This window comes from Pseudoalteromonas sp. AWH4_217 (genome assembly GCF_056161105.1).
On sequence record NZ_JBSWYM010000005.1, the window covers coordinates 25615 to 39917 of the forward strand.

The 14303-nt window shown below is 48.1% G+C and carries 16 protein-coding genes; 8 read left to right on the top strand and 8 right to left on the bottom strand.

Going from position 1 to position 14303, the window contains the following annotated elements:
* Window positions 1-69: 69 nt before the first annotated feature.
* The 3 genes from phaC to ACXAH1_RS06995 all read right to left on the bottom strand — a co-directional run bounded on the left by phaC (window position 70) and on the right by ACXAH1_RS06995 (window position 3152).
* Window positions 70-1839 (bottom strand): class I poly(R)-hydroxyalkanoic acid synthase, encoded by a 1770-nt coding sequence (gene phaC / locus ACXAH1_RS06985; protein WP_475195180.1) that lies wholly within the window; start codon window positions 1837-1839, stop codon window positions 70-72.
* Between the two features lie 125 nt (window positions 1840-1964).
* Complete coding sequence (locus tag ACXAH1_RS06990; RefSeq protein ID WP_046006440.1) at window positions 1965-2312, bottom strand: phasin family protein; 348 nt, start codon at window positions 2310-2312, stop codon at window positions 1965-1967.
* A 90-nt stretch (window positions 2313-2402) separates the two neighbouring features.
* On the bottom strand, window positions 2403-3152 hold the full coding sequence (locus tag ACXAH1_RS06995) for an SDR family oxidoreductase (RefSeq protein ID WP_253043629.1): 750 nt from the start codon (window positions 3150-3152) through the stop codon (window positions 2403-2405).
* A 598-nt stretch (window positions 3153-3750) separates the two neighbouring features.
* Between ACXAH1_RS06995 and ACXAH1_RS07000 the strand changes: the two genes are divergently transcribed.
* Entirely contained in the window at window positions 3751-4143 is a 393-nt protein-coding gene (locus ACXAH1_RS07000; RefSeq protein ID WP_475195183.1) for a rhodanese-like domain-containing protein, read from the top strand.
* A gap of 55 nt (window positions 4144-4198) precedes the next feature.
* Here the strand turns inward: ACXAH1_RS07000 and ACXAH1_RS07005 are convergent, their stop codons facing one another.
* Window positions 4199-5242 carry an alkene reductase gene (locus tag ACXAH1_RS07005; protein ID WP_475195185.1) on the bottom strand — a complete coding sequence of 348 codons (1044 nt, stop codon included), beginning with the start codon at window positions 5240-5242 and terminating at the stop codon, window positions 4199-4201.
* A 127-nt stretch (window positions 5243-5369) separates the two neighbouring features.
* On the opposite strand from ACXAH1_RS07005, the gene ACXAH1_RS07010 reads away from it, so the two are divergent.
* The 3 genes from ACXAH1_RS07010 to ACXAH1_RS07020 all read left to right on the top strand — a co-directional run bounded on the left by ACXAH1_RS07010 (window position 5370) and on the right by ACXAH1_RS07020 (window position 7850).
* On the top strand, window positions 5370-5951 hold the full coding sequence (locus ACXAH1_RS07010; RefSeq protein ID WP_475195795.1) for a TetR/AcrR family transcriptional regulator: 582 nt from the start codon (window positions 5370-5372) through the stop codon (window positions 5949-5951).
* Between the two features lie 142 nt (window positions 5952-6093).
* Window positions 6094-6783: a DUF4336 domain-containing protein gene (locus ACXAH1_RS07015; protein ID WP_475195187.1), complete on the top strand. Its 690-nt coding sequence runs from the start codon at window positions 6094-6096 to the stop codon at window positions 6781-6783.
* A gap of 158 nt (window positions 6784-6941) precedes the next feature.
* Complete coding sequence (locus ACXAH1_RS07020) at window positions 6942-7850, top strand: winged helix-turn-helix domain-containing protein (RefSeq protein WP_475195189.1); 909 nt, start codon at window positions 6942-6944, stop codon at window positions 7848-7850.
* Window positions 7851-8058: 208 nt separating this feature from the next.
* On the opposite strand, the gene ACXAH1_RS07025 is transcribed toward ACXAH1_RS07020, so the two are convergent.
* Window positions 8059-8871, bottom strand: coding sequence for a methyltransferase domain-containing protein (locus ACXAH1_RS07025; RefSeq protein ID WP_475195193.1), 813 nt, complete (start codon window positions 8869-8871; stop codon window positions 8059-8061).
* An 8-nt stretch (window positions 8872-8879) separates the two neighbouring features.
* A complete protein-coding gene (locus ACXAH1_RS07030; RefSeq protein WP_475195802.1) occupies window positions 8880-9635 on the bottom strand; it encodes a Nif3-like dinuclear metal center hexameric protein in 756 nt (251 codons plus the stop codon).
* Between the two features lie 233 nt (window positions 9636-9868).
* Here ACXAH1_RS07030 and ACXAH1_RS07035 point away from each other — a divergent pair, with 233 nt between their 5' ends.
* The 3 genes from ACXAH1_RS07035 (at window position 9869) to ACXAH1_RS07045 (ending at window position 11555) form a co-directional block, all read left to right on the top strand.
* Window positions 9869-10336, top strand: coding sequence for a VOC family protein (locus ACXAH1_RS07035; protein WP_475195195.1), 468 nt, complete (start codon window positions 9869-9871; stop codon window positions 10334-10336).
* A 99-nt stretch (window positions 10337-10435) separates the two neighbouring features.
* Window positions 10436-10597 carry a hypothetical protein gene (locus ACXAH1_RS07040; RefSeq protein WP_475195200.1) on the top strand — a complete coding sequence of 54 codons (162 nt, stop codon included), beginning with the start codon at window positions 10436-10438 and terminating at the stop codon, window positions 10595-10597.
* A gap of 298 nt (window positions 10598-10895) precedes the next feature.
* Window positions 10896-11555 carry a calcium-binding protein gene (locus ACXAH1_RS07045; RefSeq protein ID WP_475195205.1) on the top strand — a complete coding sequence of 220 codons (660 nt, stop codon included), beginning with the start codon at window positions 10896-10898 and terminating at the stop codon, window positions 11553-11555.
* A gap of 66 nt (window positions 11556-11621) precedes the next feature.
* On the opposite strand, the gene ACXAH1_RS07050 is transcribed toward ACXAH1_RS07045, so the two are convergent.
* The gene (locus tag ACXAH1_RS07050) at window positions 11622-12326 is read right to left on the bottom strand and encodes an XRE family transcriptional regulator (protein ID WP_138552159.1); all 705 of its coding nucleotides are present in this window, start codon (window positions 12324-12326) and stop codon (window positions 11622-11624) included.
* Between the two features lie 278 nt (window positions 12327-12604).
* Here ACXAH1_RS07050 and ACXAH1_RS07055 point away from each other — a divergent pair, with 278 nt between their 5' ends.
* Window positions 12605-12955: a helix-turn-helix domain-containing protein gene (locus tag ACXAH1_RS07055; protein WP_475195209.1), complete on the top strand. Its 351-nt coding sequence runs from the start codon at window positions 12605-12607 to the stop codon at window positions 12953-12955.
* Window positions 12956-13024: 69 nt separating this feature from the next.
* On the opposite strand, the gene ACXAH1_RS07060 is transcribed toward ACXAH1_RS07055, so the two are convergent.
* Entirely contained in the window at window positions 13025-14167 is a 1143-nt protein-coding gene (locus ACXAH1_RS07060; RefSeq protein WP_475195211.1) for a S8 family serine peptidase, read from the bottom strand.
* Between the last annotated feature and the right edge of the window lie 136 nt (window positions 14168-14303).

The window sequence follows — 14303 nt, forward strand, 5'->3', positions numbered from 1 at the left end:
TATAAGCCACCAGATAGTCACGGATGGCTTTTATCGTGAGAGACTGCCCGAGGGCAGTCCGGATTGGTGCTAGATCTTAACTTTGACGTACTCGCCAGGTGCCGCATAGATACCTGGATTATCTTTTTTGCTGGTGGCCCGCTTAGGGATTTTTTCATCCACATACTGGCTTAACCACTTGCCCCAGTGAGGCCACCAGGAGCCGCTCTGATGTTTGGCCTTGTCGAGCCAGGCATTGGCGTCACCGGTTGCGTCCGGGCCATACCAGAAACCATACTTTTCAGCGGCTGGAGGGTTGATAACCCCGGCGATATGACCTGATTCACCCAGTACAAAAGTGGTTTTGGCACTGGTGTGTTGAATGCCCTGAAAGGTCGCCTGCCACAGCGCAATATGGTCGTCCCGGGTCGATAACATGTAGACCGGTTGTTTCACTTTGCTCAGGTCTATTTTTGTGCCTCTGACTTCTACCTCGCGTGGCTGTACCAGACGGTTCTCCAGATACAGGTCGCGCAGCATAAAGTTATGGCACTTTGCGGTGAGGTTGGTGCTGTCGCCATTCCAGTAAAGCAGATCCAGGTCCATGGGCGCTTCACCTTTGAGGTAATTATTAACGTAGTAATTCCAGTACAGGCTGTTTTCGCGCAACATACTGAAAGACACGCCAAGCAGGTGGCCATGCATGATGCCATTTTGCAGGTTGTATTCCTCCAGCGCAGAAATGGTCGGCTCATTGACGAAGACCCCAATTTCGCCGGGCTGTGAGAAATCCAGCAGGGTCGTCAATAAGGTGGCACTTTTAATACGATGCTTCATGCGCTTTGAGACAAAGTAAGCCATTGCTGTGGTTACCAAAGTGCCTGCAATACAGTAACCTACTGCATTGACATAGGCTTCACCGGTTTGTTTCTCAATGGCATCCAGAGCAGCAATCACCCCATCGACTATGTAATCCTCAAAGCCGATTTCAGCCATGCTGGCATCCGGGTTTTTCCATGAGATCATAAACACGGTATGGCCCTGGTCGACAGACCATTTTACCAGCGAGTTTTGTTGTTTCAGGTCGAGAATATAGTACTTGTTAACATACGGCGGTACTATCAGCAGCGGCGTTTTAAACACCTCTTTAGTGGTTGCTTCGTACTGGATCAATTCGAACAGATGATTCTGGAATACCACTCTACCCGGGGTCGTAGCAATGTCTTTACCTAACTCAAAAGCGTGTTCGTCTGTCATGCTGATACGCAACATATCACCACTTTTGGCAAGATCTTTTTTAAACATTTCCAACCCTTTAATAAGGTTTTCGCCTTTGGAGTCCAAAGTGAGCTTAAGCAGTTCCGGGTTGGTAGAAATAAAGTTGCTGGGGGAGATCGAGTTGACGACCTGACGGGCAAAAAATTCGAGGCGCTCCTTGAGCTTATCATCCAGCCCTGGCGTTTCACGAATAGAAGACAACAGGGACTGACCAAACAGCAGGTAGCTTTGTTTAATGTAATTAAACCAGGGGTTATCACGCCATTCGTCGGCCTTAAAACGGCGGTCACCACGCTCTGTTTCGATGACATCTGGTTGCTCAGTGTCGAATCCCTGACCCCAGGTTTGTTGCATGATTTTGATTTGTTCCTGCCACCAGTCAAACTGATGTTGAACAAAGGTTTCTGGCTGCTTCGCTATTTCGTTCAACCAGACACCAAAATCCCGGGCACTTTGCTCGTTCAGGGCTTGTTGAACGGGGTTTTCTTTGAGCAGGTTATTACTGAATATGGTGTAGAGATCTTGATTGTACTGCCACCAGGCAGTCAGCGTTTTATTAAGATCTGTGTTATCGGTATCCATTACTCGTGTCCTAATAGGCAAATTGATTGCACGTGTCTTGTGTCGTGTTTGGTATAGCGGATCAGTCACTACAAAAAACAGGCTAAAAAAATGCCCCCGCAACAGGCAGGGGCAGACGACAGCGATTAAGCTTTAGCAGTGGCTTTAACACTGTCTTTAGAGATAGCGTCAAGGTGCTCTTTGAATTCGTTGCCAAGTTGAGTCAGCTTTTGACCGTCGTCGATCATTTGCTGGCTTAGCTTGTTCATCGCAGTAAGCTGGCTGGCATTGAAGTCGATGAAAGACTTAACATCTTTTACTTCAGCAGCAGTTTTCAGTTGCTCTACAGAGGTTTTAGTAAAGTTTTCTGTTGCATCAAGCTGGATTTGCGCCAGTTGCTCAATGTTTTTAGCAACCAGTTGGTTGAACTTGATAGCCGGAGAAAAAAACTGCTCGCTTTGCTCAGTAAAAGTTTTCATTAGATCGTTGTACATGGTGTGCTTCCTGTTTATCAAAAAAGTCCGTATAGGTAGCGTTACTGCCCAGGTACTTCAGAGCGCATGCTCAATCCTGATATACGCCGCTTAGTTCATATAAAGTCCGCCGTTGATCGCCAGCGTTTCACCTGTGATATAGCCTGCCTGATCAGACGCCAGATAAGCGACCGACTGAGCCACTTCACGTGGCGTGGCTAAGCGCTGCATCGGCACTTGTGCCTTGATACTTTCAAGCACATCTTCACGCATTTTTTCGACCATAGGTGTTGCCGTATAGCCTGGGGCAACTACGTTTACGGTCACGCCTGCGCGGGCGCCTTCGTAAGCCAGTGCCTTGCTAAATCCGATCATGCCGGCCTTAGCTGCTGAATAGTTCGCCTGACCAAACTGACCCTTTTGGCCGTTTACGCTCGAAATGTTGATGATGCGACCTGATTTGTTACCACACATGTGTGCAAAAACAGGGTGAGTCATGTTGAACATGGAATTGAAGTTAGTGTCGATGACTTCCTGCCACTGTGCCAGAGTCATCTTTTTGAATGAGGTATCCCGTGTAATGCCTGCATTGTTGACCAGAATATCGATGCGACCAAACTGGTCTATAACATCATCGAGCTGTTGCTGACAGGCCTGATGATCTGTGACATCCAAAAATATGCCATGCACGGCTGCCGGGTTGATTGACTGCTCATTGAGCCAGGCGTCAATATCCGCTGAGGTACGACGCGGGCTGGCAACAGCCACAACAAAACAGTTTGCATTTACCAGCTCTTTGACGATAGCTGAACCGATGCCACCCAGTGCACCAGTGACGACTGCGATTTTTTTGCTTTCCATATTGCTCTTCCGAACTTAAGGCGGCTCAACTATCGCACTTCTAAGCCACGTTTCCGGTTGTTTTTACACTAACCGAAAGGTTTACGAACTGGCGTTATTGTCATTCGTCATTGTGACGAATTAATAACCGATATATTTAATTCTCAAGACAAATTTGCATCTGTTTATTCGTTGTTATTAGCGCGTCCCTTCAAAAGGTTCAATATTTTTCATCATCAAGCTTGATAAAAAATATAGCAAAATAGAGTAAAAGCTCAAGTTTTTGATGGCAGTTCCTTTTTCCATATAACCGGAGCGAACACTCTCACCCAAATACTAGTAATAGATGTAAACTCTGATACTGAGTATTAGACTATAGCCGTAGTTGTCTGACCAATGAGCCAGATCAAATAAATAAGTAATTGTAAAATAAATGGTAAGTTTTCAAAGTGAAAAATTGACAAGTTGAACTGTGTTTTAGATATAGGTAAGCACTTTGCTTAAGTGACTTTTATTCGGTTTTGTTGATGTTTGTAGGGTAAGATATTCTTGAGGTGAATGTATCGTTACTTTACTCTGCTTGCGGTTAGCAGAAAGTCTAAAAGACAGAAGGTGTTATATGATTAAGCAAGGTTTATTTTTGTTGTTTGCTCTGGTGAGTTTATTCGCTCAGGCTGCCACAGAGATCATCAGTCAACAGGCGTTATTACGAAATCAGATGTCGGCTCAGCCCCATGTCATTGTAGATGTCAGAAGCGAAAAAGAGTTTCTGGCCGGACACCTTAAAGGCGCGATTAACATTCCTTTTGATCAGATCACTCAGCACCAGTCTTTGTTGGAAACACTAAAACCCCAGACGCTGGTGGTTTATTGCCGCTCCGGACGCCGGGCAGCTATTTTTGAGCAAGTACTGACGGAGCAGGGGTTCAGCCTGCTGCACCTTAGCGGCGATTATCTTAGCTGGCAGGCCGAGCAACTTCCGGTGATAACACAGCAGCCAGCCGGGCAGTAGTGCGCACCAGAGCAAGCGTGCGGGTGTCTTTCACCCGCAGCGAATTCAGAGGGTATTACACCAGGCTTGTCAGCATCTCTTCGGAATAAGGGGTCAGCGCGTCACCTTGTCTGACTTTTTCCACATAGTCTGGGTTGGCAATGAAAGGTCTGCCAATTGCCAGTAAATCAAAGCGTTCGTCACGTAGCGCCTGCTCGCCAGTTTGTGGTGTAAAGCCACCCACACCGACCAGGGTTTTACTGTAATTTGCTCTGACATAGTCCGAGACTCTGCCACCCAGAAAATCGAACTCCATGGCGTCGTCAAAAATACCAATGTGCACATAAGCCAGTGTGCGCTGTTCCAGTTGTGCCAGCAAATAGTCAAAGACCGGTTTGTCGCGCGGATCGGCCTGCATATTAAAATAAGCACCCGGTGTCAGTCTGACAGCTGTTCGCTCAGCGCCAATGCGGTCGCTGATGGCGTCAATCACCTCCAGCGCAAAGCGGCTCATGTTTTGCGGCGTTTCACCATACTCATCAGTACGCTTATTGCTGTCATGATGCAAAAACTGGTCAATCAGGTAACCATTGGCGGCATGAAGTTCAATACCATCAAATCCAGCATCAATGGCGTTGCTGGCTGCCTGTGCATAATCTGCGACGAGCACTGAGATCTCTTCAACCGTGGCTGGCGTGGGGGTGATGTAACTCAAATCGCGCATGCGTGGCACTGTACCTTCTACTTTTTCTGCGCTGGGAGCCAACACTTTGTCACCGTCAAAGAAATGCGGGTGCGCAACCCGGCCGGTATGCCACAACTGAGCAAATATTTTGCCGCCGTTGGCGTGAACAGCATCTGTTACTTTGCGCCATCCAGTTATTTGTTCAGGTGTAAACAGGCCCGGTGTATTTGGGTAGCCTTGCCCGTCGGGTCGAATAATTGTGGCTTCAGAAATGATTAAACCAGCCTCTGAGCGACGCGCATAATATTGTGCCATGGCGTCGGTCGGCACCAATTGATCATCAGCCATACAGCGGGTGAGTGGCGCCATTAGAATACGGTTTTTCAGTGAGATTTGCTCATTTAATACATAAGTTTCAAACAGTTTGCTCGTCATAGTAGGACCCGGTTAGTTTTTGAATGTTTATTCAAGATATGATCATTTGAACGATCGTTCAAGTATATTTTGAACATTTGTTCAAAAATGAGTAAAATGCGCTATGCCTGAACAGGAGAAGAATGAAATGCGCAGTGCAGAATTTGACAAAGAGCAGGTGCTCAGGGCCGCGATGACGGCATTTATGGAAAAGGGGTATGCAAAAACCAGTATGCAGGATCTCAAAGCTGCAACGGGTTTGCATCCGGGGTCCATTTACTGCGCGTTTCAGAATAAGCGCGGTCTGCTGCTGGCGGCTCTGGAGCAGTACAACCGGGATCGTGGTGATGAATTACAGGCGCTGTTTTCACAACATTCATCGGCCAGAGCCGGGCTGGCAGCCTATCTGACTCATGTCGTGGATGAATGTGTGAGCTGCGATCCGCAAAAGCTCTGTCTGACGCAAAAAGCGCTGAACGAACTGGCTGAGCAGGACGCGGAAGCCCAGGCTATTCTCAGTGAGCAATGTGCCATGTGGCGTAATGCTCTGTGTGCGGTGTTTGAACGTATTGCCGAGCAAGGTGAGCTGACAGGCACACGCTCTCCTTTGGACAGAGCACGTGGCCTGATTGTCAGTATTTATGGATTACGCACCTTCGCTCATACGCACCCTGAGCCTCAGGTCATGCGTGATCTGGGTGCGCAAATACTCAAAGACGTTTGTCAGTAAAGTAAAGTGTACGTGTCCGTTTTAGTTGGCTCTGTGCCATGTTGGATAAAATATCAGCAAGTATGTTAGTCTCAAATCTCATTACTTTTTCTTACTTTTTATGAGTGAACTAAGGGGAAGTTAGATCCCCAGGGAGATGAATATGAGACAGCTGGACGACAATATTTGGATCTTCGATGGTGAAGCGGTATCTTTTTTCACCATGCCTTTCACTACCCGAATGACGATAGTGCGCCTACCTTGCGGCGGGTTGTGGGTACATAGCCCAATCCGCCTGACACCAGAGCTGCGAGAGCAGGTAGATGGACTGGGGCCTGTGACTTATCTGATCGCACCCAATCATCTCCACCATCTGTTTATGGCACCGTGGCAGGAGGCCTATCCACAAGCGCAAACCTTTGGTACGCAGGAAGTCAAAGACAAGTGCGAGACACTTAGCTTTGATGAGATCCTAGACAATGACCATCATTACCCCTGGGATAATACACTGAAAACGTTGCTTTTTACTGGCTCTCCGGCAATGGAAGAAGCGGTGTTCTATCATCCACAAAGTCGCACTTTACTGGTCACCGATCTGATTGAAAATTTTGACCCACAAAGTCTGAATACCTTTCAGCGCTTTGTGGCAAAAGGCGCGGGTGTGGTCGCACCTGAAGGCCAGACACCACTAGACTGGCGGCTGAGTTTTATTTTCCATCACGATACGGCGCGGGCGCATTTGAACAAGATGTTAAGTTGGTCGCCACAACGGTTGGTGATGGCACATGGTCTGATCATCGAAGAAGACGCGGTTGCTTTTTTGCAACGCGCATTTGATTGGCTGGATAAATAAGTTTAATTGTTTGATTTTATTATTTATAAATCAAAAAATCGAAACGAAATATTGCACCAGTACGACCAAAGTTGATAAGTATTCAAGTGTTTGTGTCTGGTATGTGAATAAAAAATCCGCTACGCTGGTGCGATAATAACAAGAATATTGTCAGAATTATGGAATTTCAATTCGCCAATGCGCGTTTGAATATCGCGACGCAATGCGTCATCATCAATGAGCGGTCAACGCAGCTGGATGACCGCGCCTTTTTGCTTCTCAACTACCTATTACAGCGTCGGCCTCAGGTGTGTTCGCATGCCGAGTTGGTAAAATTACTGTGGCCAAATACTGTGGTCTCAGATTGGTCACTGCCTAAACTGGTTTCAGATCTGCGCAGCCAGTTAAACCGTGCAGGGCTGCAACAAAATTGCATCGTTACCGTACGTGGCCAGGGTTATCGTTTCGCACCTGCCATGGAGGTCACCGAGCATCAGGCTACAGGCTCTTTTATGGGCGCAGTGGGCAGCTCCGATACCGCAGCGATGACCGCTCAGCCGGTGCAAATGATGTCCGTGCGAGAGCACCATGCCTTGCCTGCCCGGTACTGGTTACCGGTATTGGTGATCGCCTGTCTGTGCTTCGTTGGCCTGATGACTCATAGTACTGAACAGACGTCTGTATTGCGTCATGGTGAACCGGTAGATGCTATCGGGCGGATACTCTGGGTGGACGACAACCCACAGAATAATCTGCAGGAAAAGCGCTACTTTGAGCGCCACCATATTGGTGTCTATCCCGTGAAAACCACTGAAGAAGCCCTGTTGTTGTTACAAATGTATGAGTACAACTTGATTATTTCTGATATGGGCAGGGCCGAGGAGCCTTTAGCGGGATTGAAATTATTGCAGCAGCTCAGAGCGACTGGCAATCAAACGCCGTATTATTTCTACACACTGATCGACAGTCAGGAGATGCTACAGGTGATCGAAAATAGTGGCGGACAAGGGGTAGCGACTAAGCGGCCACAGCTTTATGGTAAAATATTATCTCATTTTGCCACAAAGAATATAGATTTAAGTAATTGAAAATAATGCTTTTCAAAATGATTCAAAGGACAGGTAATGACTTTTTCGCTGTGCTGTGCCACGTTTAAATCGTTGCTCTCCCGACCTTTGGCATTGACATACGTCCGCTGAGCAATGTGGGTGTATGACGACAGGATTAAAGACCTGAACACATGTCTCGGCCCTGGCACTGTAACTGGGTGCCAGGGTCTTTTTTTATGGCTACTGTTTAAGTCGAGAGGCCATACTGCATCATTAAGTGCGTATACCTGCCAAGCGAGGCATATGGCTCTTGCTGATTGTATTGGAGTTCCAGTGCCAGTAGTGCGTCAAACTCATTTTTGGCTTTTTCTGGTTCCCGCAAGTAATCATGAAAGCAACGTACACCTGACTGACTCAATTTTTTCAGGGGTAACGCTCTGAGCCAACTGTTTACATCATCCGGTTCCAGTGGTCGGTTGGGGCTTAGCCCTACTTTCTGCTTGACCTGCAAACCATTAAGCACATAATCAAAATTGCCATACACCATGTTGGCCATGCGCTGAGCTGAACGATTGTAATACATTAAAGACAGATAGCCCTCAGTGGTTAACCTGTCTGACAGCAGCTTTAACGCCTGTTGTTGTTCAGTCAGCCATTCCAGTACAGCATGGCAAAGTACCAAATCAAACTGACCCAGGTTCAGATCCGGCAGTGCCTGTAATGGGGCATGGATCAGGGTAAGGCGGTCGCTGACTCCCTGCGTGTCGGCTTGTGTTCGCGCCTGAGCCAGCATCTCCTTTGAGATATCTATCAGAGTGACGTGATGGCCCTGCTGTGCCAAAAACATTGCCAGTTGGCCCTGGCCGCCACCAACATCAAGCACCGTTTTTTCGCAATCGACACCCAGCCAGGGCACATGTTGGATTAGGTCTCGCTGGAGCACTGCTTCTCTCAGTTTGCCCTTTGATGTGCCATAAATGTTATTTTTAAATTTACCGGTTAACTCGCTGAAATTGCGATCCTCATTTCTGTTGAGGGTGCGCTGTTTATGTCTTGCCATGGCTGCGATTATACCGGGTTGTCAATATCAACAAACTCAACGTCCAGATCGAACTGCGCAGCCAGGTATTCTCCTAAAGCTTTGGCACCATAGCGCTCGGTAGCATGGTGTCCTGCAGCGAAGAAGTGGATCTGTTGCTCATTTGAAGAATGGATGGTTTGCTCCGAGGCTTCTCCTGTCAGATAAGCATCGATCCCCTGACTTGCCGCCAGATCAATAAAGCTCTGCCCACCTCCTGTGCACCAGGCAATGGTCTTGATCAGGTGGTCACCCGCCTGGTTGAGTAGCGGTTTACGGCCCAGCTTCTGTTCAATCAAAGCGGCAAAGTCGGTCGCAGCCATGGGCTCGCTTAGTTTACCTTTTACTGCCACGCTGCTGCTGTTCCAGGGTTCTAACGGGCGCTCAATAGTCAGGCCCAACAGCTTGCCCAGTTGTGCGTTGTTGCCCACTTCAGGGTGGACATCCAGCGGCAGATGATAGGCCAACAGGTTTATATCGTGTGCCAGTAAGCTTTGCAGGCGGCGCTTTTTCATACCGGTTACGGTCTGGTCTTCGCCTTTCCAGAAGTAGCCATGGTGCACCAGTATGGCATCGGCTTGCCTGTCGATCGCTGCGTCAATCAGCGCCTGACTGGCGGTGACACCTGTGATCACCTTGCGGATCTCGGTTTTGCCCTCGACTTGTAAGCCGTTTGGGCAATAGTCTTTTATTTGAAAAGGCTTTAGATATTCATTGAGGTGATTTACCAGCTTTTTACGTTGCATCATACTCTCACTGTCGGACATCAAAAAGACCTAGTTTAGCGTTTTTTACAGTGGCGAAAAAGCGCTAACCAAAATTCGCAGGCATCGCTTTGATGCCTGACACTCGACATTTGACCGAACTGAACTAGCTTTAAAAGATGCAAATGCCTGACGGGCAGTACCACTTTAAGGATGGACATGTCTCCATGCCGTTTTGAAGATTGGCGCTGCCTGCAACTTGTGAGGAAATCACCATGACAGTTTCAGCGATACCCGATGGTTATCATGCCCTGACGCCTTATCTAATCACCGAAAATGCCGCACAAGCAATCGAGTTTTATCGTAAGGCTTTTTCGGCCGAGCTGGTTATGCAGCTGCCCATGCCAGACGGTGGTGTGGCACATGCAGAGCTGAAAATTGGTGATTCTCACTTGATGTTATCTGATATGTGCCCCGATATGCACTTTAAGAGTCCGCAGCAATTAGGCGGGACGCCGGTCAGTCTGATGCTGTATGTGCCCGATGTCGACAGCACGTTTGCACAGGCTGTTGCTGCGGGGGCAACCGAGCTTCGGCCTGTCGTTGACCAGTTTTATGGTGACAGAGCCGGGACACTGCAAGATCCGTTTGGTCATGTCTGGACAATAGGTACGCACCTAGAAGATCTGAGCGAAGATGAAATTATGGCTAGAATGTCTGAATGGATGACGGACGATTCTTAATTTAAGTAAAATAATTGTTGATTTATTGTTTCTTGGGTGGCATGTTATTCTTGTTGATTTATTCAGCAATCATAAAAAATTCAACTCAAGGAAAAGAACATGAAATTACAAATTAAAAAATCAGCACTAAAACGCCTTACCGACACTCAACAGCTGGCACAGCAACAGACCCCTAATGTTGCGGGTGCTGGGCCTACATTCCGCTGCACGCGTCCGCCGGAATCAGAAACGGGTAATCAATACTGGGCATGTCAGTGCTAACTGCATGATGTAAATTGCACATTTTGTTATCTGAGCCCGCTTGCTTCGGGCTCTGTTTTGGTTCCTGTATCCCCAGAAAAGCCGAGCTGGCGTATATCAAAGCCCACCCGCAGTATTCTCTGTACAATTACACCTCACCATTTGTATTAAGCAGCTAAACTTAAATGAGCTCCCTGTGTTACATCTGCACATTGTGTCCACACTGTGTCGCTAGAGTGACAGTAGGTAATCTGGTCAGTACAGCACCTTAGCTTTCACTCAGCCAGATTAAACAACGCTTTCAAAAGGGTGTAGGGATATGTTTAAGCGGGTCTTAGTGGCGTTTTTAATAGGTCTTTTGGGTTTGGTCGGTGCGCGCAGCGCGATTGCATCCGACGGCGTGTGTGTCGGGTTAGGTGGAGGCGCTGTTGTCGAATTAAAGCGCATGTCTTTGCGCGCAGTGAAATCTGTCAGACACATCGTGGTGCTTAATATTGTTGGCACGACGGAGGCAGAAACGTACCGGCTAACCCTGGACGGTAGGCGCATTAAAGTGATGAGAGCGACCTCGGACAGCGCCAGCTGTGTGTTTATCTATGCCAATCAGGTTGAGCAAATTCACGTTTATCTGAGCGAAGGCGACGACAGCTACGATGGCCGTGCTATGGCCATCGAGCAACATGTCTGGGCTGGTAGCGGCGATGATGAGGTGATGGGGGGACGCGGTGCGGATCGGTTATTTGGTGGTGTCGGTAATGATGAACTGAGAGGCTTTGCTGGTCGTGATAAGCTCGTTGGCGGTACAGGTAATGATGTCCTGATAGGTGGTGATGATAAAGATGTGCTCGAGGGCAGAGACGGGGATGATATTCTGGCCGGTGGCACGGGTTATGACATACTGAATGGTGGCAGCGGGCGCAATCAGCTCTTTCAGGGAGACATAGTGACCAGCGCAAAAGAGCAGGGGGCCCAGTACTGAGCTCCGGCACCTCAATAAGCTTGGTAACGCCACCTGTTAATATATGGGTCGCTAAAAAATCCGCTTTTAAGCCAGATCTTTGCCAATCCACACCACTTTGCCGATGATTTCTAACTGCTCCAGCTCGTCAGCGCGCACCACCTGTTCAACGTATTCTTTATTGTCACTGATCAATCTGACAGAGCCATCCAGATACTGTTGTAGCCGTTTTGCATATAACTCTTCACCGAGTCTGACTACGTAGATCAGGCCTTCACTGAGTTTCTTGTCACTCAAGTCAACCAAAATGGTGTTGTTGTTGTGGATGGTGGGCTCCATCGAGTCGCCTTTTGCAAACACCACTGCCAACTCACTTTTATCGAGGTTTTTATAGTCGATCCACTTCTTTCTGAATGCGAGGTGGCGGGCAACCTGAGCGTTGTCATTGAACGCGCCATGGCCGGTACTGACAGATACATGATACCCAGGTACTAACACAAAGGCTTCGTTAAATTCATCGAGCTTAACCAGAGGCTGAGTGATGATGGGCGACTGTGGGCAATCCGTGGTTGTTTCACCCTGGATAAGCCACATCAGATCTACATTCGCAACCTGGGCAATGCGTGCAACAATACTGAGCTTAGGATCCTCTCCTTTCAATATGCGTCGTAAAGTTCCTTCAGAAATATCAATTTTTGACGCGAAAGCACGAATGCTATGCGGCTTAATTGCATATTCAACGCGTTCTGCAAATGCTGAGATGTCAGCTTCGGTATTATGTTGTTTTTCCATTGTTTGATACCACGCCCTTGGATGTCCCATTTTTAAGCAATACGGCATTATAGGAACTTGGCTGGCAAAAGGCAATTCAAATTTTTACGCAAAAATTTGAAAGTTACGCATTGATCTGCGTAAATAATTGCACTATCATCTTTCATAAATTACGCATTGGCGGTGTTTTAAGGATTCAGTCCGCGTTAACAGCCTTTGCTGATAGTAGATAATGACCCAATTGTCTTAAGGTGGTTGGGTAACATGACAAGATTGCGTAAAAAAGTAAGGAAGTGGATATGACCAGCACAGTAACCTGCAACATCCCAACAGAAACAGTGATCAACCCGTTTGCCATGGGAGGATCAATGCCGCCTCAGCACGCAGACAATGCCGGGCAGTTTGATCTTTTAAGAGCGCCTCGCGGTGCCCAGCTATTAAAGTATGCCCGCAAGTTACGGGGTTATACTCAGGCCGAATCAGCTGCGAGTTATGGTATCGAGGAGCGCACCTTAAGGCGCTGGGAGAACAATGAGTTTAATCCAAGGTGGAATGACGTCATATCTTTGCTGGAGGATGTTTACTTTATGGATATTATGCAGGCGATTGCAGGTGTCAGGTCAATGCAAGCACAGGGAAGAACGGTTTAGCATGGTCAATTACCGCTGCTGACCACAGGGTGTTGGCAGCAGTTCAGAGACCGAACCACTGCCTGTCATTTATAAGTGCACTATGCTGTCGGCATTGCCATCCGGATCACCGGATGCGCGGCCATCTGTTCTGGGGTTGCCATTGCTCATCATGATCACGGCACACGCGGCAGGTGATGCCATTGAGGTGCCGGACATCGTGGTTGTGCCGCCGCCACTGCGCGTTGATAAAATACTGACGCCCGGTGCGGCGTAATCCACCGGTGGGTTACCGTAGTTTGAAAAACTCGCGAAGCGATCATTGGCATCTGTGGCCGAGATGGTATAAACACGGGGGTGTGATGCACTGGCGGGTGAGACATTGCTGGCATGCTGGCTTTCGTTGCCCGCCGCAATCACAAAGAAAGCGCCTGATTGTTGGGCTGCATTTTCAACAGCATCGTTTAGTTCCTGGTTGAAGCCGCCACCAAGGCTCATATTGACACAGTCGCCGGGTGATGCGTTGGCTGCGACATGATCAATACCGGCTAAAACACCAGACCAACTGCCAGAGCCCCGGGAGTCGAGCACTTTGACTGGTACGACGGTAGCGCCTGCAGCGACTCCGACAACATCGATCCCATTGTCTAGCGCTGCAATGGTGCCAGCGACGTGGGTGCCGTGACCATTACCATCGTCAACGCCGGCATTCTTGCCTTTACTAAATGCGCTGAACCCCCGGCTGCTGTCCACATTGAGGTCGTCATGGTCAACATCAATACCTGTGTCTATGACCCAGGCCGTATAGCCACTGCCATCGATAGGGCCACCCACTCGGCTAACACTCCATGGAATGGTTTGGCCTTGCGAACCACCACCACCTGGCTTTCCGAGTTTTTTTGCCGGGCTGGCATACACGGCGCCGTCTGGGGTAAAGCGCATTGTGGCAGACTCAGCGGCAAACGTAGCACGTGCCTGCTCGCAGCTCATATTGACTGCCATGCCTTTCATTGCATGTTTATAAATATGTTTTGCCTGAGCGTTTGCACGGGCCAGCAATCCTCTGGCCTTACCCTCAACATCCAGCTTTTCTGTTTTATCGTCGAATCTGACGATACAGGTATTGTTGATAGCTAGCTGAGCGGCTGCTCCCTGATAATCGGGTTCAGACGCCGATACAGCGGCACTAGATAGGGCACTTACAATCGATAAGCAAATTAAAGAATGTTTCATTCGTTTTTCCTGTTGTCATAAAGGTAATTGTTTTTATTTGGTTAACTCTGTGTGTCGAGTTGTTTTAAAAGTTAGGTTTAAATGAACAAAAGTCAAACAAGTTGAATAAAAAATCTCATCTGGTCGGATATGTGGC

Bases quoted from the DNA above. Each gene is read 5' to 3' on its own strand.
- phaC (WP_475195180.1), bottom strand. From the start codon at position 1,839: ATGGATACCGATAACACAGATCTTAATAAAACGCTGACTGCCTGGTGG.
- ACXAH1_RS06990 (WP_046006440.1), bottom strand. From the start codon at position 2,312: ATGTACAACGATCTAATGAAAACTTTTACTGAGCAAAGCGAGCAGTTT.
- ACXAH1_RS06995 (WP_253043629.1), bottom strand. From the start codon at position 3,152: ATGGAAAGCAAAAAAATCGCAGTCGTCACTGGTGCACTGGGTGGCATC.
- ACXAH1_RS07000 (WP_475195183.1), top strand. From the start codon at position 3,751: ATGATTAAGCAAGGTTTATTTTTGTTGTTTGCTCTGGTGAGTTTATTC.
- ACXAH1_RS07005 (WP_475195185.1), bottom strand. From the start codon at position 5,242: ATGACGAGCAAACTGTTTGAAACTTATGTATTAAATGAGCAAATCTCA.
- ACXAH1_RS07010 (WP_475195795.1), top strand. From the start codon at position 5,370: ATGCGCAGTGCAGAATTTGACAAAGAGCAGGTGCTCAGGGCCGCGATG.
- ACXAH1_RS07015 (WP_475195187.1), top strand. From the start codon at position 6,094: ATGAGACAGCTGGACGACAATATTTGGATCTTCGATGGTGAAGCGGTA.
- ACXAH1_RS07020 (WP_475195189.1), top strand. From the start codon at position 6,942: ATGGAATTTCAATTCGCCAATGCGCGTTTGAATATCGCGACGCAATGC.
- ACXAH1_RS07025 (WP_475195193.1), bottom strand. From the start codon at position 8,871: ATGGCAAGACATAAACAGCGCACCCTCAACAGAAATGAGGATCGCAAT.
- ACXAH1_RS07030 (WP_475195802.1), bottom strand. From the start codon at position 9,635: ATGCAACGTAAAAAGCTGGTAAATCACCTCAATGAATATCTAAAGCCT.
- ACXAH1_RS07035 (WP_475195195.1), top strand. From the start codon at position 9,869: ATGACAGTTTCAGCGATACCCGATGGTTATCATGCCCTGACGCCTTAT.
- ACXAH1_RS07040 (WP_475195200.1), top strand. From the start codon at position 10,436: ATGAAATTACAAATTAAAAAATCAGCACTAAAACGCCTTACCGACACT.
- ACXAH1_RS07045 (WP_475195205.1), top strand. From the start codon at position 10,896: ATGTTTAAGCGGGTCTTAGTGGCGTTTTTAATAGGTCTTTTGGGTTTG.
- ACXAH1_RS07050 (WP_138552159.1), bottom strand. From the start codon at position 12,326: ATGGAAAAACAACATAATACCGAAGCTGACATCTCAGCATTTGCAGAA.
- ACXAH1_RS07055 (WP_475195209.1), top strand. From the start codon at position 12,605: ATGACCAGCACAGTAACCTGCAACATCCCAACAGAAACAGTGATCAAC.
- ACXAH1_RS07060 (WP_475195211.1), bottom strand. From the start codon at position 14,167: ATGAAACATTCTTTAATTTGCTTATCGATTGTAAGTGCCCTATCTAGT.